Genomic DNA, 19,332 nt, shown 5'->3' with positions numbered 1-19,332 from the left:
CGGTCGAGGAGCAGACCGCGACGACCAACGAGATGTCGCGCAACGTCAACGAGGCCGCCACCGGCTCGGCCGACATCGCGCAGACCATCACCGGTGTCGCCCGGGCCGCGACCGACAACACCTCCGCGGCCTCGAGCACCAGCCGGGCCGCCGAGGACCTGGCGCGGATGGCCGCCGACATGCAGGCGCTGGTCGGCCGCTTCACCTACTGACGCAGCGCCGACCCGGACCGGGGGAGGTCGAGGGGGGACGGCCCGGCTCTCACGAGAGCCGGGCCGCGACCTCCTCGGCGGCGCGGCGCACGACGGGACCGATGGCGTCCACGTCGAGGTCGGTGCCGAGCGTGATGATGCCGACGCTCGCCTCGAGACCCTCGACCCCCCGCACGGGAGCGGCGATCCCCCGGGCTCCGGGTTGGAGCTCGCCGGTCGTCACCGCGACCGACCCGCCCTCGGCGCGGCGGCCCAGCAGGATCGCCTTCCCGGCCGCCCCCTGGCTCAACGGGTGCCGCGAGCCGATCCGGTAGCTCACGTGGAAGTCGGTCCACGAGGGCTCGACCACCGCCAAGGCGAGGGCCTCCTCGCCGTCGGCGACCGTGAGGTGCGCGGTGCAGCCGACCGTCTCGGCCAGCTCTCGCAGGACGGGTACGGCGAGGTCGCGCAGCACCGGCTGCACCGCCGAGGCCAGGTGCAGCACGCGGAGCCCCAGGTGCAGCCGCCCGCGCGGATCGCGGCGTACCAACGCGTGCTGCTCGAGCGTGCTCACCAGCCGGTAGACCACGGTCCGGTTGACCTCGAGCCGGGCGGCCAGCTCGGTGATCGTCAGCCCGTCGCTCGCGCGGGCCAGCACGTCGAGGACCCGCAGGCCGCGGTCCAGCGTCTGCGAGGTCTCGGCCGGCACGCTCCTGAGTCTAGGGCGCCGCGCCGGCGCTACGAGGTCTTGCGGGCCGCCCACTCCCGGAGCCGGTCGATCCGAGCGTGCAGCTGGTCGGCGGTGGCGACGGCCGCGGCCGGTCCCCCGCACTCCTTGCGCAGCGCCGCGTGGGTGATGCCGTGGGCCTGTCCGGTGCGGTGGTGCCAGGCGGCCACGAGACCGTTCAGCTCGCGGCGCAGGGTCGCGAGGTGCTCGTGGGTGGACACCTCGGCGACCGAGTCGCCGGCACGGTCGTGGTCGGGGGCGGCCGCCTTCTGCTTGCGGGCGCGCTCGCTCTGCCGGGTCTGGAGCAGCTCGCGGACCTGGTGCGGCTCGAGCAGGCCGGGGATGCCGAGGAAGTCCATCTCCTCCTCCGACCCGACGTGCACCTCGCCGGAGTGCCCGAACTCACCGCCGTCGTACAGCACCCGGTCGAAGCGGGCCTCCGAGCCGAGCGCCTCCCAGGACGCCTCGAGCTCGGCCGACGCCGCCTCCCCCGCGTTCGCCTGGGCGAGCAGGTCGTTCTCGGCCGCGAAGATGTCGGCCTCGTCGGTGATCCGGCGGCCCAGCACATGGTCGCGCTCGACCTCCAGCTCGGAGGCGAAGCCCAGCAGGCTCGGCACGGACGGCAGGAACACCGAGGCGGTCTCGCCCCGGGTCCGGGCCCGGACGAAGCGCCCGACGGCCTGGGCGAAGAACAGCGGCGTCGACGTGGTCGTCGCGTAGACCCCCACCGCCAGACGGGGCACGTCGACGCCCTCGGACACCATCCGGACCGCGACCATCCAGCGCCGGTCGCTGTCGGTGAACTCGGAGATCCTCTTGGAGGCCAGCTTCTCGTCGGAGAGCACCACGGTCGCGGGCTCACCGCTGATCTGCTTGAGGGCCTTCGCGTAGGCGCGGGCCGAGTCCTGGTCGGTGGCGATCACCAGCCCGCCGGCGTCGGGTACGTGGCGGCGCACCTCGGAGAGCCGCATGTCGGCCGCCGCCAGCACGGACGGGATCCAGGACCCGCCCGGGTCGAGCGCGGTGCGCAGCGCCTGGGCGGTGAGGTCCTTGGTCAGCGGCTCACCGAGCCGGGCGGCGATCTCGTCGCCGGCACGGGTGCGCCACTGCATCTCCCCGGAGTAGGCCAGGAAGAGCACCGGGCGCACCACGTGGTCGGCGAGCGCGTGGGCATAGCCGTAGGTGAAGTCCGCGACCGAGCGCGGGACGCCGTCCGGGCCGGGCGCGTAGGTGACGAACGGGATCGGGTTCACGTCGGAGCGGAACGGCGTACCGGTCAGCGCGAGCCGCCGGGTGGCCGGTTCGAACGCCTCGCGGATGCCCTCGCCCCAGCTCAGCGCGTCGCCCGCGTGGTGGACCTCGTCGAGGATCACCAGCGTCTTGAAGCGCTCCGTGCGGATCCGCATGGCGAGCGGGTTCACGGCGACGCCGGCGTAGGTGACGACGATGCCCACGTAGTCGCGGGACGTCTTGCCCTTGCCGGCGGCGTACGTCGGGTCGATCGGGATGCCCGCCCGCGCGGCCGCCTCGGCCCACTGGAGCTTGAGGTGCTCGGTCGGCGCGACGATCGTGACCCGGTCGACGAGCCGGCGGCCGAGCAGCTCGGCCGCGACCGACAGCGCGAACGTGGTCTTGCCGGCACCCGGCGTCGCGACCGCGAGGAAGTCGCGCGGCAGCTCCTCGACGTACTGCCGCATCGCCGCCGACTGCCACGCGCGCAGCGACGGCGCCGTCCCCCAGGCAGCGCGCTCCGGCCAGGCCGGTGTCAGCGCGGTGGGTCGGGGGTCGGCCTCCGGCCGACCCGTCACTCGCCGCTACCCGACTTGCCGGCGCCCGACTCGTCCCGCAGGGACTCCCAGACCTCCTTGCACTCCGGGCACACCGGGAACTGCTCGGGCGCCCGGCTGGGCACCCACACCTTGCCGCACAGGGCGACGACGGGGGTCCCCATCACCATCGCCTCGGTCAGCTTGTCCTTGTCCACGTAGTGCGAGAACCGCTCGTGGTCTCCCTCATCGGTCGGGACGGTACGCCGGTCCTCGCGGACGTCGGTGTCTGTCGAAAAGCCGATGGTCGTCACGGCCCCCACTGTAATCGAGCCATCCGCCACCGGGACGAGTCGGCGCATCATGCCCACCCCCTCCACAAGCGAGCGGGCAAGACGCGCCGACTCGCGCCCTCTCAGCGGGCAAGACGCGCCGACTCGCGCTTCCTCAGCGGGCAAGACGCGCCGACTCAGCTCAGTTCAGGCCGGGGTCGAAGGGGCGGGTGGAGTGCCAGGCGAGCTCGCCGGGCTGGCGGCGCAGCACGTCGCGCCACAGGTCGGAGGCGTCGGAGCCGAACACGTCGCCGGCCTCGCCGGGGACGACGTACCAGCTGCCCTCCTCGATCTCGCCACGCAGCTGGTCCGCCCCCCAGCCGGCGTAGCCGGCGAAGACCCGCAGCCCCTCGAGCCCGCCGCGGACCAGCTCGAGCGGGGTGTCCAGGTCGACCAGACCGAGCCGGCCGTCGACGACCCGGAAGCCGACCGGCACGTCGTCGGGGCGCGCCAGCAGGGCGACCGCGAGGGCGCCCTGGAGGCCCACCGGGCCGCCCTGGTAGAGCACCTCGGGCTCGGCCGCGACCTCGCCCCATCCGTCGAGCACGTCGTCGACGGGGATGGCCGAGGGCCGGTTGAGGACCACGCCGAGGGCGCCCTGCTCGTCGACGTCGAGCAGCAGCACGACGGTGTCGGCGAAGTTGGGGTCCAGGAGCGCAGGGGTCGCCACGAGCAGCATCCCGGCCCGCGCCTCGGTCATGCCCCCATCATCGCCCACGGCTCCAGGCGCCGGGGGTGGGATGACGACAGCCCCGCCCGACGCACCGGGGTTCGCGGGCGGGAGGTCCGCTGGGAGGGAGGGCGTCGGGTCGGGGCTGTCGGGTCGGGTTGCCGGCCTCGCAGGCTAGGCCGCGAGGGCGGCCTTGAGGCGGGCCAGGAGCCGCGGGTGGGCGGCACGCCGCGAGGTCGGCGCCGGCCGGACCGGGCGGTACGTCGCTCGCGCGCGCGCCTCGATCGCGGCACCGACGCGGACCGCGGCCCGGTCGGGGGCACTGACCCGGCCGGCCATCATGGCCAGCAGGACGTGCTCCTTGTCGCCCGACTTGGCCATCGCCTCGGCCATGGCGTCGTCGAGCGGCTCGGTCCGGTAGTGATCGACGATCGCGAGCACGCCGGGCAGCTCGTCGGCGGTGGCGTGCCAGGCGGCGACGACCGACCCCTCGAGATCCATCGGCTGGCGCATCAGCTCGCGCTCGATCCGGCCGGCCAGGCGGGTGTGCCAGCGCAGTTGGAGCGCGCCGAGCAGGGTCAGCTGGTCGCCGAAGGTCTCGGCGACGCCGTCGACGTCCATCGGGAGGATGCCGTCGCGGCGGGTGTTGGCGGTGGTGATGACGTCGCGGAGGATCTCACCGCGAGAGTGGAAGGACTTCCAGGTCATGGTCTGCTCCTTCGACGGGGCACGGCCTACATACCGTAAGTACGTACCCACGGTACGCAGCCGTACCGACGGTATGCAATCCGGTCCGCGGTGATGGTGGTCACCCATACCGACCGTCGGTATTAGGCTGCCGGGACTATGAGCAAGTCCTCGGTCTCCAAGCTCGTGCCGCGGGTGCCCGGCGTCCCGGTCCCCGGCGCCAGCCGTCGGCAGCAGTACTCCGCCTCCACGAAGCGGGCGCTGGTCGACGTCGCGGAGGAGCTGTTCACCGAGAACGGGTACGCCGCGACCTCGCTGGACGCGATCGTGGCCGGCGCCCGAGTCACCAAGGGAGCGCTCTACCACCACTACAGCGGCAAGCAGGCACTCTTCGAGGCCGCCTTCGAGCGGGTCGAGCAGGACGCCGCCCGCGCGATCCAGAAGGCCCTCAAGGGCCACCGCGACCCGTGGGAGAAGGCGCAGGCCGGGCTGCGCGCCTTCCTGGCCGTGGTGCAGGAGGCGCGCTACCGCCGGATCGTGATCCAGGAGGGCCCCTCGGTCCTCGGCTACGAGCGCTACCGCGAGCAGGAGGAGCGCTCCACGTTCGCGAACGTCCTCGAGATCGTCCAGTCCGTGCTGGCCGCGGGCAGGTGGGACCTCGACGACGCGCTGCAGCAGACGTTCGCGCGGATCTTCTTCGGCGCGATGTCCTCGGCCGGGGAGTCCGTGTCGAGCGCACCCGACCCGATCCAGGCGGCCGCGAACGTCGAGACCGCCATCGGCTTCATCCTGGCCGGCTTCCAGGCCCTCGCCGAGAACGGCGTCGAGCTGCCGTCCGGCGAGGTCGTCGACACCATCCCTGAGCCCTGAGCCCTGAGCCCTGAGTCCTGAGCCCTGGGCCCTGGGCCCTGGCCTACTTGGCGAAGGTGACGTTCCCGTTGGCCGCGGGGACCAGCTCGATCCAGGTGTGGCCGGCCGGGACGTCGAGCCTGCCGGCCTTGGTCGAGAGGGTGATCGAGGCGTCCAGCCCGGTCTTCTTCCAGGTGCCGCGCACCAGCCGGCCCCCGTGGAAGATCATCGCCTCGCCCTTGCCCTCGAGCTTGGTCTCGGGCACCGGGTTGCCGGCGGGGTCGAGGTAGCCGGCGTCGCCCACGGTGACCCGGAGCACCAGGACCGTGTCGGCCGGGAACTCGTCGCCGTCCGCGGCGTAGGTGTTCTCGTTGACGTAGCCGTTGCCGTCGTAGGTCCAGTTGGTCGTGTGCCCGCCGCCGAACACCGCGGCGATCCGCTTGGCCGGCTGGCCCTTCGGGAAGTCGTCCTCGGAGCCCCACGGCAGGTAGTCGTCGGGCCGCGTCGCGTCGATCGCGGACTCCGCCGAGACGTCGGCGAGGTTCGCGAAGAGGTTGTACGGCGCGCTGCGCGAGCTGTCCCGCGCGAAGCCCTTGGAGCCCTCGGCGAAGAACGGGATCCCGGCGCCCCGGATCCGCGCGATCGTCTGCCCCGCGGCGCCGCTGGTGACCATGGTGCCGTCGACCGGCGAGACGATGCCGATGTCGCTGGCCCGCATCGACCGGACCGGGCCGACCAGGTCGGGGATCTCGGAGTAGTAGAACGCCGCGAGACGGGTCAGGCCACCCTCGACCAGCTCCTCGACCACGAGGTCCGCCGAGCCCAGACCGACCTGCGGGGCGCTGGCGTAGGTGTTGTCCATCTTCGTCACGAGGACGGGGTGCTCCTGCGCGACCTCGTCGTCGCCGCTGACCGGGAGCCCGGTCAGCGGCCAGGTCGCCGCGACCGGCTCGGCGCCCGCGACCTTCTGCGAGGCGGGCGCCTCGTCGTCGCTGGGTTCCGAGCCGCCCCCGCAGCCGGCGAGCACCAGGCTCGCGACGACGGCGAGAGCCGCCAGGGTCGAGGTGGAGGTGAGGCGGGCACGGCGCACGGGATCGCTCCGATTCATCAAACTCGTGTGTTCTGGTCGACTTCAAGTGTGCAGCGGCGCGCGTCCGAGGTGGGGAGGCGCGCCCGTGTGATTCGGCCCTCAGCCGAGCTTGGCGCCGCCGTCGACGTACAGCGTCTGGCCGGTGATGTACGACGCCTCGTCGCTGCACAGGAAGGCCGCGGCGGCCGCGATGTCCTCGGGGTAGCCGACCCGCCGCACCGGGTTGGCCTCGGCGTTGAGCCTGCGGAACTCCTCCACGTCCATCTTGAGCCGCGCGGCCGTGGCGTCGGTCATCTCGGTGGCGATGAAGCCCGGCGCGATCGCGTTGGCGTTGATGCCGAACGGGCCGAGCTCGATGCCGAGGGTGCGGGTGAGGCCCTGGATGCCCATCTTGGCCGCGGAGTAGTTCGCCTGGCCGCGGTTGCCGAGGGCGGAGACGCTGGAGAGGTTGAGGATCTTGCCGTACTTCTGCGCGACGAAGTGCTTCTGAGCCGCCCGGGTCATGAGGAACGCACCGCGCAGGTGCACGTTGACGACCAGGTCCCAGTCGTCGTCGGTCATCTTGAACAGCAGGTTGTCGCGGGTGATGCCGGCGTTGTTGACCAGCACGTGGATGCCGCCCAGCTCGGTGACGACCCGCTCGACGGCGGCCTCCGCGGCGGCGCTGTCGCTGACGTCGCAGCCGATGCCGACGGCCTTGGCTCCGCCGCTGACGGGCAGCTTCCCGGCGGCCTCGGCGGCCGAGGCCTCGTCCAGGTCGAGGACGGCGACCGAGGCGCCCTCCTCGGCGAAGCGGGTGGCGGTCCCGAACCCGATGCCGCGTGCGGCTCCGGTGACGACGACGACGCGTCCGTCAAAACGGCCCATGGGTGCTGCTCCTTCAGTGGTCGAGTTCAGTGGTCGAGTTCAGCGGTCGAGCTGGCGTGGTGGAAGACCGGCCCCACACTAGGACAGGTCCGGGAGCCCAACTACCCGCGGGTAGCGAGCGCGGCGCGCAGCCGGTCCGCGTACTGCGCGGCCTCGCCGTCGGCGTACGTCGTCCGGGGCCAGAAGAACCCGCGCAGGCCGTCGCCCCTGGTGCGCGGGACGACGTGGAGGTGCAGGTGGGCGACGGACTGGCTGACGACGTTGTTCATCGCGACGAAGCTGCCCTGGGCGCCGAGCCCCTCGACCATGGCGGTCGCGAGCCGCTGCGAGGCGGCGAGGAACGGGTCGCGCAGGCGGGCCGGCAGGTCCGGCAGGGTGACCACGTGCTCGCGCGGCACCAGCAGCGTGTGGCCCTTGAAGAGCGGCCGGCGGTCGAGGAACGCGACGGTCTCGGCGTCCTCGAGCACCAGCTCGGCCGGGACCTCGCCCGCGACGATCCCGCAGAACACGCAGCCGTCGGTCACGGCCGCGTGCGTCCCACGCCGCCCTCGAGCAGGCCGAGGAGCACGAACGACAGCAGGCAGGCGGCGGTGAAGCTCCAGGCGCCGAGGCTCGCGAGCGGGTCGCCGAGCACGGCGTTCATCCCGGCCCCGCCGACGACCGCCCCCACGACTCCGAGGACGAGGGTGATCGGCACACCGGGGTCGTCCGGGTCGTGGTGCAGCACCCGGGCGAGCACCCCGAGGATCACGCCGGCGACGAGGAAGGCGACCATGCCGGCACGATAGTGGGGGCCGGCCCGCGATCTCCCGGGTGCTAGTCGCAGTACCGGTCGCACGCCCGCGGCCGGATCGCCGCGCGAGCCCTGTTACCGACGTGGTCGAAGTGTTGGGTGTCGCCGGTCGTCAGCGTGCGGGCCTTCTTCCAGGGACCGCCGGCCAGCGAGCGGTAGAGCTCGACGGTGGCCGCGACCGGCATGTCGTCGGCAGCGGTCCACCGGACCCGCACCACGACCGAGCGCCCGTCGACGACCTTCCCCGGGCCGCCGACGACGACCCGGCTGCCGCGCCGCTTCAGCTCGACGCGGGTCTGCCGGGTGGCGGGCTCGTGCGCCTCGTCGCCCGCGAAGGTCGCCCGGAACACGTTGTCGCCGGCGGCCCGGCCGAGGGTGACCACCTGGCCGGCCCGCCCGTTGGCGTCGGTCGTCACGGTGCCGATCGGTGCCCAGGCCTGCGACGTACGGCGCTCCAGCGTGACCTGAGCGCCCGCGAGGGGCTGCCCACCGTCACTGGTGAGCTGGATGCGCAGCGTGGTGTCGTTGTCGGCGTAGGCGGGGTCGGCCCCGAGCGAGAGCTCCGTGGTGGCGGCCCGAGCCGCGACCGCGGCATCGGCTGCGGGGACGACACCCAGGGCGACGAGGAGCGGGAGCAGGGCGGCGGCCGCCGCGTGTCCGAGACGCATGCGCGCCAGCATGCCCAGGCTCGCGGCTGCTAGTCCCCCGCCTCGAGGCGCTCCCGGACCGCGGCTACGGCACCTACTACGGCACCTCGACCAGGCTGCTGAGCGTGCTGGTGTTGCCGCCGAAGTCGTAGAGCGTGAGGTCCGCCTGGATGACGGTGCCCCGGTCGAGGGGCACGAACTCGTACGTCAGGTTCGCGACGTCCGCGTACAGCCCGACGTCGGTGGTGGGCTCCCAGGTCTGCTCGCCGTCCGCGCCGATGGTCAGCACGTCGGGCACGATGATGCCCTCGGGGTCGGGCGCGAGCTCGCCGTACCCGCCCGACTGCTCGTCGTAGAGGTAGATGGTCTCGCTGACGAAGGCGCCGGACTCGATGTCGAGCACCAGTGAGAGCAGGGCGTCCTGCGGGTCGGTGCCCTCCGGGTCGGTCGAGGCGTAGTAGGTCAGCGGTACGTCGAAGAAGGCGGTGCCGAGGTCGTCGCTGAGATCGAGCTCGACGTAGGCGTACGCGGAGTCCTCGCCGTCGTCGAGCTGCAGCACGGTGAGGTCGTAGTTGCCGGATGCCTCGGGGGTGGACCCGCTGTCGTCGAAGTCGGCGATCTCCTCACCGAGGTAGGTGATCGAGTCGTCGTCGTTGACCAGGGCGTAGCTGATGGTGGCCTCGGTGATGTTGTCCAGCGCGGCGGGGTCGAAGGTGCCGGTGAGCGTGATGCTGCCGTCGTGGTCGAAGCTGACGTCGGGGCCGTCGGCGGGATCGGTGAACTCGGGCTGCTCGGCCGCCGGGATCGCGGCGCCGGCGCTGTAGTAGGCGTCCAGGAAGTCCGCCCAGTCCGCGGAGCTCGCGACGTCGAGGTACGCCGGATCCGCGAGGTCGGCCACCGGCGGCAGGTAGATCGACAGCCCGGTGGCGCCGGCGGTACCGACCCCGTCGACGGTCTCGAGCACGGCCTCGTCGAGCGCGGTGACCACGGCGTCCGCCTGGTCGGCCACCTCCGGTGCGGCCTCGCCGATCGCGGCCGCGAGCTGGCCGAGGTCGCTCAGGTGCTTGTCCTGGGTCTCGTCGGGGCTCTTGCCGAAGGCCAGCGTGCTCGCCTCGGACTGGCCCACGGCGGGCGCGACATCGGTCGACTCCTCGGTGAGGGCGGCGGCGAACCCGGCGACCGCCTCGTCGACGGCCGCCATCCGGGTCAGGTCGATGAGCGCGAGGGTGATCTGGTCCGCAGTGCCCTCCGCAGCGGCCTGGTCGGCGAACCCGGCGAGGATCTCCTCACCCAGGTCGTCCGCGGTGGCGTCGGGGTCCTCGGCGAGCAGCTGGAGGGCGCCGTAGTCCCAGCCGTGGCCGGGCTCCAGCTCCTGGGAGGCGACCAGCCGGTCGGCGAGTGGCGCGACGGCGCTGGCGACCTCGAAGTTGGCCATCAGGCAGGCGTCGAACCCGAGCAGGTCGAGCTTGTCGACTCCAGCCCGCTCCAGGCCGGTCGCGATCGCGTCGGTGATCTCGGCGAGGTCGAGCACGTCCCAGTCACTGCCCTCGTCGGGGCCGATGCCGGGCCAGGAGGAGCCGTGGTCGGAGATCACCAGCGCGTAGTGGCCGGCCCGGTGCGCCTCGATCCCGTCGGCGATGAAGGTCGCGAGCACCTCCGGGTCGGCCGAGTCCACGTCGCCGAGGTCCTCGACGACCTCGGTGCTGCCGTCCGCGCCGAGGTCGAGCACCCGCGCGCCCACCCAGCTGCCCTGGTCGAGCAGCTCGTCCTCGCCGTACCCCGCGGAGCGGTCCATGAACTCGCGGACCTGGAGGTTGTCGTTGGAGCCGACGGCGCCGAGCTCGTTCACGTCGGTCACCATGAACGGCTCGAGGTTGGTGTCGGCCATCGAGTAGTGCAGGACGGTCCAGCCGTCGCCCTCGCGTCCGGTGTGGTCGGCGCTCGCGGCCGGCTCGTCGTCGCCTCCGCCGGAGCCGCCGGTGCAGGCGGCGGTCCCGAGGGCCGTCAGCAGGAGCATGGCGAGGGCAGCGGCGAGCGAGCGCGGCGACCGCGCGGTCAGAGGGGGCACGACCGTGAGAGTAGGTTCCCCGCCGCTCGCCGTCCGCCGAACGCCGATCTCGACCGGTGCCATCTAGACGCACCATGTCTCGGGCCGGACGGTCCTCTGGGCCCGGGACCTTGGTCCCTGTTGCCTACGTCACATCCGCCCGGACACTCGAGGCCTGACCCTGCACCGGGGGGTGACATGGACCAGGCGCAGCTCCAGGGGGACGGCCTCCTGGCGAGGATCGCGCGCGGCGTGCCGACGGGAGACCCGGAGGCCGACGCGGCGTACCGCGCCCTGCTCGGGATCGGGATGACCCCGGCCGCGATCGTGGCCGTGCTGCGCGAGCTGGCCGGCGCCCGGCGGCTGGCCCGCACCGCCTGACGCGCTGACCTCACTGGAGGTGCGAGCGCAGCGAGCCTCGACGGCGCGCGGATGCACGTAGGCTCCGCGCATGTCTCGGAGCCGAGGGTGGGCAGCCGGCGCGCTCGCGGTCGCCGCGGCGGCGGCACTCGTCGTCGCCGGCGCGCTCGGCGGGTGGCCGTGGTCCGGCGACGACGCCTACGGCCACTCGCTGGTGCGGTACGGCGACGAGCACGGCGAGCCGAACCGCTACGTGAACCTCGAGGACGGTGCCGCGCAGCTCTCCGTCGGGTCGCCGGACGGGCACCGGATCGTGGTGCAGTGGCGCGACCCCGACGGGCACGGTTGGACCGAGCCGTTGACCGTATGGACCGACGATCGGAACCTCGCGATCGATAACACCGTGCGGTACGGCGGTGGCACGGTCGCGATCCAGCAGGTGTACACGACCGACGTCCACAGCGAGGACGACACCGACACGGTCACGGCGGCGATCGTGTGCCGCGACCGGACCTGCACGGCGGTCGGCTCTCCCGGGTACGGCAGCGAGGCCCAGGTGACACCGGACGGGCAGACGGTGCTGCTCGACCAGGACCGCCGGGGCGTGCACCTCTGGACCCCCGGCGACGGCTTCCGCCGCGCGCGCTGGTCGGGGCACCCCGGCTTCGAGTACGGCGAGGTCTCGCCGTCCCGGCCGGTGCTGGCGCCCGACGGGTCGCTGCGCGTGGTCAGCTCCCGCCCATCCCGCGGCAGCTGCACGTTCGAGCTGCTGGTCTCCGAGCCGGGGGCGGCCGACCTGTCCACGGTGGCGCGGAGCACCCAGCCGCTGCGCGGGCGCGCCCTGTCGGACTGCGCGTCCTACCTGGACACCCACAGCGCCGACTGGGTGACGGTGCACCCGTCCGACCACCGCGCCTCCGACTTCTGGTTCGTCCGTCGCGCGGACGGAGCGTGGAAGACGACGCGGGACGACCCGAGCGGTCTGGAGATCGTCGACGTCCGCCGGGGCTGCTGCGACACCGCGGTCGTCGGCTTCGTGCACTGGAACGACGTCGCCTACGGCTCACCGGACGGCCGCCGGATCCAGGTGCAGACGCACCTGCTCGGCGAGGAGACCTGGAGCGATCCGCTGCTCCTGCACGGCGCGCCCCGCGGCTTCGCCTGCACCTGGCTCGAGGGCTACGAGGTCGGCGACGGGTTCGCCGTGCTGATGACCTGCCACTCGGGCGCCGTGCGCGACGACTTCCGTGGCGACGCGTACGCCGTCGCCACCACCCCGGACCTGGCGCACTGGGAGTCGGCCTGGGTGACCGGCGTCGACTCCGAGCCGGTGGTCGAGGGCGACCGGGTGGTGGTCGGCGACCTGGTGTGGACGACGGACGGCGGCTTCGACCGGGGCTGATCCGCTGCCAGCCCCACACGGCAAGGCCTCGGCCAGCGCCGCTGCGTAAGGGCGCTCCCGAGGCCTGCCGACTACGTACTCCCCTTGAATACTCCGAACCCGGGAGAAATGGAACCCCTGCAGGCGTCGAGCGGACGAAATCTGGGCGTATGTCCCGCTACGCCATCACGCACGGGCTCGACGAGGCCTAGCCCGAACTCAGCCTTCGTCGCCGCAGGACCCGCCGGAGCTCGGCCGGGGGCCACTCCCGCTCGGCGCGGACCACCTCGTCCCACTCCCCTGCGGCGTACCGCCGGGCGACCCGGGTGGTGCCCGGCTTCCACAGCAGGAGGTCCTGGCTGCGGTCGAGGCGCTCGCGGACCCGGCGGAACGTGTGGACGTAGACCACGAGGTCGGCGCCGGTCTGCTGGCAGGAGTAGTCGACCCACCTCGTCTCGCCGGAGATCGCTCGCCACGTGTCGACCCGCGCGCCCGGCAGCCGCACCGTCACGCTCACGCCGCCACGCTAGCCAGGTGACCCGCAGCGCCTCCCTCGCGGCCGCCGGGACGAACCGCCATCATGGGCGCGTGAAGCCCGCGGTGGTCCTGCTCGTCCTGCTCCTCCTACTCCTTCCGGGCTGCTCCTCCGACACGACTGCGTCGCCCACGCCCACGCCCGCCCCCACGTCAGCACCCGCGCAGGCCCAGGACTCGTGGCTCGCGATGGCGCCCGAGGACGTCCGCGCGTTCGAGGGTCCCGGTGGGCAGCTGCTGCTGATCTTCGTCGACGAGACCTACGACATCGACGGCACCTACGCCTCGGCGCTCACCTGGCGGTTGGGCGACGACTACACCACCGACTACTTCGTCGAGGACGACTCCGGCGACCTGTGGTGGTACGGACGCCGGGGCTCCTGGCGCGCCGGCCGGCACGGCGAGCAGCCGCGGCTCGTGCTCGACGCCGCCACCGCGGACGAGCGCACCGTGGTCGAGTTCGGCGACCTGGCCGTGACCCTGGAGCGGGGCTCCGGGCCGGTCCGGGTGGAGACCCGGCAGGGCGCCTACGAGCCGGACGCGTCGGCGGGGACGTAGCACCTCAGGCGAGGTGCCGGCCCAGGATCTCGAGCAGGCCCCGGCTGCCCGCCTCGCGTTGCGGCGCGTCCGCGTCGAACCGGTCGAAGAACACGCCGTGCTCGACGTGGGTGAACCGGGTGCCCTCGTCGATCGCCTCGAACTCCAGTGACGCCACCGACGTCGACATGTGCACCCCGTCCAGCCACATGTCGTACGTCGTGACGATCCGGACCTGCTCGACGATGTCGGTGTACGTCGCGACGTACCGCGAGACCGGGCCGTCGTGGAACGCCCCCTCGGCGACGTCGCGCCCACCGACCCGGAAGTCGAAGGCCCACTCACCGGGCTCGAACGCGTCGCCGGCGCCGAACCAGGCGCGCTTCTGGTCCTCCTCGGCGAAGGCGGCCCAGACCCGATCGACGGGAACGGGGTAGTCGCGGGTCAGGGTGAAGCCGGCGTGGGCGAGGCGGCGCTCGATCGTCATGGCTCGGTGTCCTAGCGCGCGAAGGTGACGTGGACGGTGCCGCTCTCGGCGACCTCCGTCGTCACCTGGTGGGTGAGCTCGAGCCCACGCAGGTCGTCCCACAGCCGGGTCCCCCCGCCGAGCAGGATCGGCGCGATCGCGACGTGCAGTCGGTCGACCAGGCCGGCGCGCAGGAAGTCGCGTGCGGTGCCGACGCCTCCGCCGACGCGCACGTCCGAGCCGCCGGCGGCCTCGACCGCCTCGGCGAGCACGTCCTGGATCGGGGCGCTGCGGAAGTGGAACGTCGTTCCGCCCTCCATCGGGAGCGACGGACGCGGCGCCGTACGGGTGAGGACGTAGACCGGGCACCCGAACGGTGGCCGGTCGCCCCACCAGCCCGTCCAGTCCGGGTCGTCGGGGAACGAGTGCAGGCCGAACATGGCGGCGCCGATGATCTCGGCGCCGACGCCCTCGAAGTACGCCGCGGCGTAGGCGTCGTCGACGCCGGTCGTGCCACCGCCGCTGGTGTCGCCGAGGACGCGCTCGCGGAACGTGCGGGTCGCGGCGTAGGCGCCGGTGAGGCGCTCCCAGTCTCCACCCATCGGGTTCTCCGGGGTCTGCTCGCCGGCGGCGTAGCCGTCCAGCGAGATGTTCAGGTCGATGCGGACGCGGGTCATGTCAGGGGTCCCTTCGCGGGGGTGCGGGGTCAGGTGGCTCTGTTCAGGTGGCTCTGTTCAGGTGGATGGCCAGCCGGTCGGCCTGGCGCTCGGCCGGGGTGCGCTGCTCGCCGAGCCACAGGTGCAGGACGTCGAGCGCGCTCGGTCGCAGGCTCACGGTGCGGACCCGGCCGTGCTTCTCCGACGTGACCAGACCCGCGTCCTCGAGGACGCGCAGGTGCTGCAGGAGGGACGGCAGCGCCATCGAGAACGGCGCCGCGAGCTCGGACACGACGGCCGGCGACTTCGCCAACCGCTCCACGACGGCGCGACGCGTCGGGTCCGCGAGGGCGCGGAGCACGGCGTCGAGCTCGTCGTGATAGTTAGGCACGTACCTAACTATTGGGCACTGGATGGGTGCCGTCAACCGCTTTGCGGCCGGGCGGCACAGCGACCGGAGCCTCCCCGGCGGGCGGCGCCCGACGTACGACGTGGTCACCCGCCGTCGGCGGCGATCGCCGAGTTGGCGCTTCGGCACCTCCTCCGCTTCGCTCCCCCGGTGCAGAACCGCCGACTCGGCTCGGTCCACACGCGACGACGCCCCCGGCGACAGCGCGGAGCGCTGTCGCCGGGGGCGGTCTTCACGTGTGGAGCTGGCGGGAATCGAACCCGCGTCCTCGAGCGTCGAACCAGGTCTTCTCCGGGTGCAGTCCGTGCTGTCGCCTTTCTCGGCCCCGGGGCTCGCACGGACACGTCCCCGACAGGCTCAGTCACGGAATAGTCCCGCTCACCCTCCATGACGCGGAGTGAGCAGCAAGTCTCCTAGCTGACGCCAGGACCCGGGACGGAGACAGGTGCCCGGACTGACGCTTCGATCACTGCTCAGGCAGCGAGAGCGAAGGAACTGCGATTGGTGTTGGCAGTTATAGGTTTCCAGCGATCGTTTACGAGATGACGCTGGCTTCTCGACCCGCTTCCCCTGGAACTAACGTCCCAAGTCGAAACCGATCAGCCCCTCTTGAGTTGTGCTTCCAGTCTACGTGCAGAACGCACGCCGGTCCTCATCGATTCCCGGGCGGACCCGCTCCGAAGAGCTGCGCGCCGTTGCTCCAGCACACCGCGCGCAGCCAGTCGTCGCCGAGGTCGAGCCGGGCCAGCCCCTCGAGCTGATGGGCGTAGGGGTACGGGATCGTCGGGAAGTCGCTGCCCAGCAGCACCCGGTGGCCCAGGTCGCGCAGGCGGGGCACCAGCTCGGGCGGGTAGGGCGGGAAGAAGTCGGTGAACACCATCGTGGTGTCGAGGAACACCCGCTCGTGGGCCTCGGCGACCTCGAGGAACTCCGCGCACTCCGGCGCACCCATGTGCGCCAGGACCAGGGTGAGCCGCGGGAAGCGCCGCAGCAGCCGCTCGGTCGAGGCCGGGCCGGTGAACTCGTTGCCGACCGGGCCGGAGCCCGCGTGCACGACCACCGGCGTCCCCGCGTCCTCGAGCAGGCCCCACACCTCGTCGAGCAGCGGGTCGTCGAGGTGGAACTCCCCCACCTGGAGGTGCACCTTGAACACCTCGACTCCCGCGGCCAGCGCGGAGGCGACGTACGACGCCGCCCCGACCTCGGGGTAGAACGTGGCCGACCACAGCGACTCCGGCACGTCCCGCGCGAAGCCCGCCGCCCAGTCGTTGAGGTAGGTGGCGACGCCGGGCTTGTGGGCGTAGGGCAGCGTGGGGAACCGCCGCACGCCCATCGCGCGCAGCAGCTCGACGCGCTCCTCGTGCGACTGGCGGTAGCGGATCGGCCACTCGCGACCGATCTTCGGGCCGGCGCTGTCGAAGACTGCGTAGACGGCGCGCTGGATGTTCGGCGGCAGGAAGTGCGCGTGCACGTCGAAGAGCCCCGGCAGGCCGAGCGGCGCCCAGAACGCGCGGACGGCCGCGACGTCCGGGTGCTCAGTCATGCATGCCCTTCAGCCGGCGGCCGACCGCCTGCTCGGTCTCCCGGTTGGCCTGGCGCTCGGCGAGCGCGGCCCGCTTGTCCCACGACTTCTTGCCCTTGGCGAGCGCGATCTCGACCTTGGCCCGGCCGTCCTTGAAGTAGAGCGCGAGGGGTACGACCGTGAGGCCCTTCTCGTTGACCCGGCGCTCGATCTTGTCGATCTCGTCGCGGTTGAGGAGCAGCTTGCGCTTGCGGCGGGCGGCGTGGTTGGTCCAGGTGCCCTGGGAGTACTCCGGGATGTGCACGCCGTGCAGCCAGGCCTCGTGCTCGTCGATGTCCACGAAGCCGTCGACCAGCGAGGCACGCCCCTGCCGCAGCGACTTCACCTCGGTGCCCTGGAGGACCAGGCCGGCCTCGTAGGTGTCCTCGATGTGGTAGTCGTGCCGCGCCTTCTTGTTCTGCGCGATCAGCTTGCGCCCCTGCTCCTTGGCCATCCGCCCATTCTCCCAGGACCGGCAACCGGAATGCCGAGTCGGCGCCAGGTTCCGGCACCTGGCGCCGACTCGACGTGGATCAGACGCGGCGGATCGGTCGACGCCGATCAGTTGAGGAAGGAGCTGACCCAGTCCTGGGTGACCGCGATGTCCACGCGCTGGTAGCCGCCGAGGTAGCGGCAGTTCGAGGTGTAGCCGTAGCTGGTCACCGCGACGATCTCGCCCTGGTAGAACACCGGACCGCCGGAGTCGCCGAAGCAGGTGCCGCCGGTGCCGAAGGGGTCGTTCTCGTTGCCGTTGGTCTGCAGGATCTGCGGGGTGAGCTTCTGGCCGGGCATGTCGACGTAGCGACGCTCGATCGGGAAGCTCTCCGGAGTCGGGTTCTGCGGACCGCTGTCGGCCTGGCGCACCTCGGTGCCGTAGCCGACGGCCCGGAACAGGGTGCTGCGCAGGTTCTCCGTCCCGATCTGGTCGAGCACCCCGAGGCCGGCCAGCTGGGCCGGCTTGATCTTCACGGCCTTGTCGAGGACGACCACGCCGACGTCGTTCCAGTTGTCCATGTCGGTGAAGTCGGAGTACTGCGGGTGGGTGTGTGCCGTGCCGGAGACGAAGCCCATCGCCGCGATCTCCTTGGCGGTGTAGCCCGCCGACGGCTTCGCGGCCGGCGCGTACCCGCTCGTGGGCCCGTCGGAGACGAAGTTCCGGAAGTCGACGAGCACCTTGCCGACGTCACCGTCCGTGCAGTGCGCCGCGGTGACCAGCACCGTCGGGCTGATCAGGGTCGCGCTGCAGCGATAGCGGCCGGTCGCGTCGTAGAACAGGATCAGGCCGACGTTCGAGTACTGGTTGGCCGCGTCGAACGTGCCGCCCGTGCTGGCCTGAGCGGGCCGGGCGAGGAACAGCACCGGCAGCATCGCGGCCGCGAGCGCCGCGCAGAACAACTTCTTCATGTATCGCTCCCTCTCGTCATTCCCCCGAGGAGAGGGAGTCCATCACAGAAGATCGTCCAGCGGGAGACCCCTGGGCCGAGAAGTTCTGGCGGGTCAGGGCAGCCAGTTCATCGGGTCCACGGCGGCGCCGTTCACCAGGATCGTGAAGTGCAGGTGGCAGCCGGTCGACCAGCCGGTGGAGCCGACGTACCCGACGACCTCGCCCTGGCTGACGCGGTCGCCGACCCCGACCCGGTAGCCGGTGGCGTGGTTGTAGACCGCGGTGACGTTCTTGCCGTTGATGTTGCCGAGGCTGAGGTAGAGGCGGTTGCCGTAGACCGCGGAGTAGTACTTGGCGATCACGGTGCCGCCGGCGACGGCGCGCATCGCCTCGCCGCAGGAGACGCCGAAGTCGGTGCCGTCGTGCAGGCCCCAGTAGTGGTAGATCGGGTGGATCCGGTAGCCGAACGGCGAGGTGACCACGCCCGGGACCGGGCGGATCATCAGGCCGTTGGTGGGGCCGTTGTAGCCGCCCCTGGCGCGCCGGGCGGCGGCCAGGATCTGCTGCTTGATGCGGTTCTCGCGGCGCTTGGCCTCCCGCAGCTCCGCGCGGTCCTGCTGGCGGGCCCGCATCGCGCCGGCCCGCGCGTCGCGTCGGGTGACGACCAGGGTCAGCACCCGGTCACGGGCGGTGCGCGCCTCTTGGTGCAGCGTCTCCATGGTGACGAGATGGTCGGCGGCAGCCCGGCGCTGCACCTCGACGTCGTCGCGGGCGGCCTGCACCTGGTTCTCGCGGACCTGGAGCAGCACCTCGGCGGCGTGGAGGTCGTCGTACGCCCGCGCCTCGCGACCGACGATCACGTCGTTGAGCGCGGACTGGCGGGTCAGGTCAGCGGTGCTGCGCGACTCCAGCAGCGTGGCGAAGGCGAGCAGCTGCGGGTCACCCTGCTCGTAGATGTCGGTGACCGTGTCGGTCAGCTTCAGTCGCTGGTCGTCGAGGGCGGCCTGGCCGTCGTCGAGGTCGGCCTGCGCGTCGTCGAGGCGCTGCTCGGCGGCCTCGAGGCGGACCTGCATCTCGTGGTCGCGGATCTCGGCGGCCTGGAGCCGGGCGCTGGCGGCCTGCAGCTCCCCGCGGGCGGTCGCGAGCTCGTGGATCGCCCGGTCCACCGCGGCCTGGGCATTGCGCAGCCGGGAGCTGGACTCATCGAGGTCGTGCTGGGCGCTCTTGACCTGCTGCTGGGCCTGCTGCTGCTTGTGCTTGAGGTCCTTCGGCTCGGCATTCGCGAGGGGAACGGTCAGCGCACCGATCGCCAGGGTGCAGGCCACGGTGGCTGCCGCCAGGCGATGGCGTGCGGTACGGGGGAAGAGACGCACCGGTC

General features: G+C 72.3%; 23 protein-coding genes, 1 other RNA gene and 1 pseudogene. 5 read left to right on the top strand and 20 right to left on the bottom strand.

Features of this window, described 5'->3' with window-relative positions; genetic code table 11:
* A pseudogene (locus QMC84_RS13600) lies at positions 1-212 on the top strand (methyl-accepting chemotaxis protein); the annotation flags it as partial.
* Between the two features lie 49 nt (positions 213-261).
* Here the strand turns inward: QMC84_RS13600 and QMC84_RS13595 are convergent.
* The 5 genes from QMC84_RS13595 to QMC84_RS13575 form a co-directional block, all read right to left on the bottom strand.
* Positions 262-900 carry a helix-turn-helix domain-containing protein gene (locus QMC84_RS13595; RefSeq protein WP_300375350.1) on the bottom strand — a complete coding sequence of 213 codons (639 nt, stop codon included), beginning with the start codon at positions 898-900 and terminating at the stop codon, positions 262-264.
* A gap of 29 nt (positions 901-929) precedes the next feature.
* Positions 930-2,726: a DEAD/DEAH box helicase gene (locus QMC84_RS13590; protein ID WP_300375349.1), complete on the bottom strand. Its 1,797-nt coding sequence runs from the start codon at positions 2,724-2,726 to the stop codon at positions 930-932.
* Positions 2,723-2,989: a DUF3039 domain-containing protein gene (locus QMC84_RS13585; RefSeq protein WP_300375358.1), complete on the bottom strand. Its 267-nt coding sequence runs from the start codon at positions 2,987-2,989 to the stop codon at positions 2,723-2,725. The genes QMC84_RS13590 and QMC84_RS13585 overlap by 4 nt, the downstream gene beginning before the upstream one ends.
* A gap of 169 nt (positions 2,990-3,158) precedes the next feature.
* On the bottom strand, positions 3,159-3,716 hold the full coding sequence (locus QMC84_RS13580; RefSeq protein WP_300375348.1) for a YqgE/AlgH family protein: 558 nt from the start codon (positions 3,714-3,716) through the stop codon (positions 3,159-3,161).
* 144 nt (positions 3,717-3,860) lie between these two features.
* A complete protein-coding gene (locus QMC84_RS13575; protein ID WP_300375347.1) occupies positions 3,861-4,394 on the bottom strand; it encodes a hypothetical protein in 534 nt (177 codons plus the stop codon).
* A 138-nt stretch (positions 4,395-4,532) separates the two neighbouring features.
* Here QMC84_RS13575 and QMC84_RS13570 point away from each other — a divergent pair, with 138 nt between their 5' ends.
* A complete protein-coding gene (locus QMC84_RS13570) occupies positions 4,533-5,243 on the top strand; it encodes a TetR/AcrR family transcriptional regulator (protein WP_300375346.1) in 711 nt (236 codons plus the stop codon).
* Between the two features lie 43 nt (positions 5,244-5,286).
* Here QMC84_RS13570 and QMC84_RS13565 read toward each other — a convergent pair whose 3' ends face one another.
* From QMC84_RS13565 to QMC84_RS13540, 6 genes are all read right to left on the bottom strand, one after another.
* Positions 5,287-6,312, bottom strand: coding sequence for a DUF3048 domain-containing protein (locus tag QMC84_RS13565; protein ID WP_300375345.1), 1,026 nt, complete (start codon positions 6,310-6,312; stop codon positions 5,287-5,289).
* Between the two features lie 99 nt (positions 6,313-6,411).
* On the bottom strand, positions 6,412-7,179 hold the full coding sequence (fabG, locus tag QMC84_RS13560) for a 3-oxoacyl-ACP reductase FabG (RefSeq protein WP_300375344.1): 768 nt from the start codon (positions 7,177-7,179) through the stop codon (positions 6,412-6,414).
* A 101-nt stretch (positions 7,180-7,280) separates the two neighbouring features.
* Positions 7,281-7,703 carry an HIT family protein gene (locus tag QMC84_RS13555; protein WP_300375343.1) on the bottom strand — a complete coding sequence of 141 codons (423 nt, stop codon included), beginning with the start codon at positions 7,701-7,703 and terminating at the stop codon, positions 7,281-7,283.
* A complete protein-coding gene (locus QMC84_RS13550) occupies positions 7,700-7,954 on the bottom strand; it encodes a hypothetical protein (RefSeq protein WP_300375342.1) in 255 nt (84 codons plus the stop codon). Before QMC84_RS13550 ends, QMC84_RS13555 begins: the two co-directional genes overlap by 4 nt.
* A gap of 41 nt (positions 7,955-7,995) precedes the next feature.
* Complete coding sequence (locus QMC84_RS13545) at positions 7,996-8,640, bottom strand: hypothetical protein (protein WP_300375341.1); 645 nt, start codon at positions 8,638-8,640, stop codon at positions 7,996-7,998.
* Positions 8,641-8,716: 76 nt separating this feature from the next.
* A complete protein-coding gene (locus QMC84_RS13540; RefSeq protein WP_300375340.1) occupies positions 8,717-10,687 on the bottom strand; it encodes a clostripain-related cysteine peptidase in 1,971 nt (656 codons plus the stop codon).
* 177 nt (positions 10,688-10,864) lie between these two features.
* On the opposite strand from QMC84_RS13540, the gene QMC84_RS13535 reads away from it, so the two are divergent.
* The gene (locus tag QMC84_RS13535; protein WP_300375339.1) at positions 10,865-11,047 is read left to right on the top strand and encodes a hypothetical protein; all 183 of its coding nucleotides are present in this window, start codon (positions 10,865-10,867) and stop codon (positions 11,045-11,047) included.
* Positions 11,048-11,117: 70 nt separating this feature from the next.
* A complete protein-coding gene (locus QMC84_RS13530) occupies positions 11,118-12,428 on the top strand; it encodes a hypothetical protein (RefSeq protein ID WP_300375338.1) in 1,311 nt (436 codons plus the stop codon).
* 187 nt (positions 12,429-12,615) lie between these two features.
* Here the strand turns inward: QMC84_RS13530 and QMC84_RS13525 are convergent, their stop codons facing one another.
* Positions 12,616-12,924, bottom strand: a complete 309-nt coding sequence (locus QMC84_RS13525) for a hypothetical protein (RefSeq protein WP_300375337.1) — start codon at positions 12,922-12,924, stop codon at positions 12,616-12,618.
* A 71-nt stretch (positions 12,925-12,995) separates the two neighbouring features.
* Between QMC84_RS13525 and QMC84_RS13520 the strand changes: the two genes are divergently transcribed.
* Positions 12,996-13,499, top strand: coding sequence for a hypothetical protein (locus tag QMC84_RS13520; RefSeq protein WP_300375336.1), 504 nt, complete (start codon positions 12,996-12,998; stop codon positions 13,497-13,499).
* A 4-nt stretch (positions 13,500-13,503) separates the two neighbouring features.
* On the opposite strand, the gene QMC84_RS13515 is transcribed toward QMC84_RS13520, so the two are convergent.
* The 8 genes from QMC84_RS13515 to QMC84_RS13480 all read right to left on the bottom strand — a co-directional run bounded on the left by QMC84_RS13515 (position 13,504) and on the right by QMC84_RS13480 (position 19,327).
* A complete protein-coding gene (locus QMC84_RS13515) occupies positions 13,504-13,965 on the bottom strand; it encodes an SRPBCC domain-containing protein (RefSeq protein WP_300375335.1) in 462 nt (153 codons plus the stop codon).
* 11 nt (positions 13,966-13,976) lie between these two features.
* Positions 13,977-14,621 carry a dihydrofolate reductase family protein gene (locus QMC84_RS13510; protein ID WP_300375334.1) on the bottom strand — a complete coding sequence of 215 codons (645 nt, stop codon included), beginning with the start codon at positions 14,619-14,621 and terminating at the stop codon, positions 13,977-13,979.
* A gap of 43 nt (positions 14,622-14,664) precedes the next feature.
* Positions 14,665-14,991 carry a metalloregulator ArsR/SmtB family transcription factor gene (locus QMC84_RS13505; protein WP_300375333.1) on the bottom strand — a complete coding sequence of 109 codons (327 nt, stop codon included), beginning with the start codon at positions 14,989-14,991 and terminating at the stop codon, positions 14,665-14,667.
* Positions 14,992-15,245: 254 nt separating this feature from the next.
* Positions 15,246-15,616, bottom strand: a transfer-messenger RNA (tmRNA) gene (gene ssrA / locus QMC84_RS13500).
* Between the two features lie 45 nt (positions 15,617-15,661).
* Positions 15,662-16,552: an amidohydrolase family protein gene (locus QMC84_RS13495; RefSeq protein ID WP_300375332.1), complete on the bottom strand. Its 891-nt coding sequence runs from the start codon at positions 16,550-16,552 to the stop codon at positions 15,662-15,664.
* Complete coding sequence (smpB, locus tag QMC84_RS13490) at positions 16,545-17,024, bottom strand: SsrA-binding protein SmpB (protein WP_300375331.1); 480 nt, start codon at positions 17,022-17,024, stop codon at positions 16,545-16,547. Before smpB ends, QMC84_RS13495 begins: the two co-directional genes overlap by 8 nt.
* A 107-nt stretch (positions 17,025-17,131) precedes the next feature.
* A complete protein-coding gene (locus QMC84_RS13485; protein ID WP_300375330.1) occupies positions 17,132-17,974 on the bottom strand; it encodes a trypsin-like serine protease in 843 nt (280 codons plus the stop codon).
* 93 nt (positions 17,975-18,067) lie between these two features.
* Positions 18,068-19,327: a M23 family metallopeptidase gene (locus QMC84_RS13480; protein ID WP_300375329.1), complete on the bottom strand. Its 1,260-nt coding sequence runs from the start codon at positions 19,325-19,327 to the stop codon at positions 18,068-18,070.
* Between the last annotated feature and the right edge of the window lie 5 nt (positions 19,328-19,332).

Origin of the sequence: Nocardioides sp., from assembly GCF_030019515.1 — a bacterium.
GTDB lineage: Bacteria > Actinomycetota > Actinomycetes > Propionibacteriales > Nocardioidaceae > Nocardioides.
Note: the sequence above shows the minus strand (reverse complement) of the source record. Positions and strands in the feature narration are given on the sequence as shown.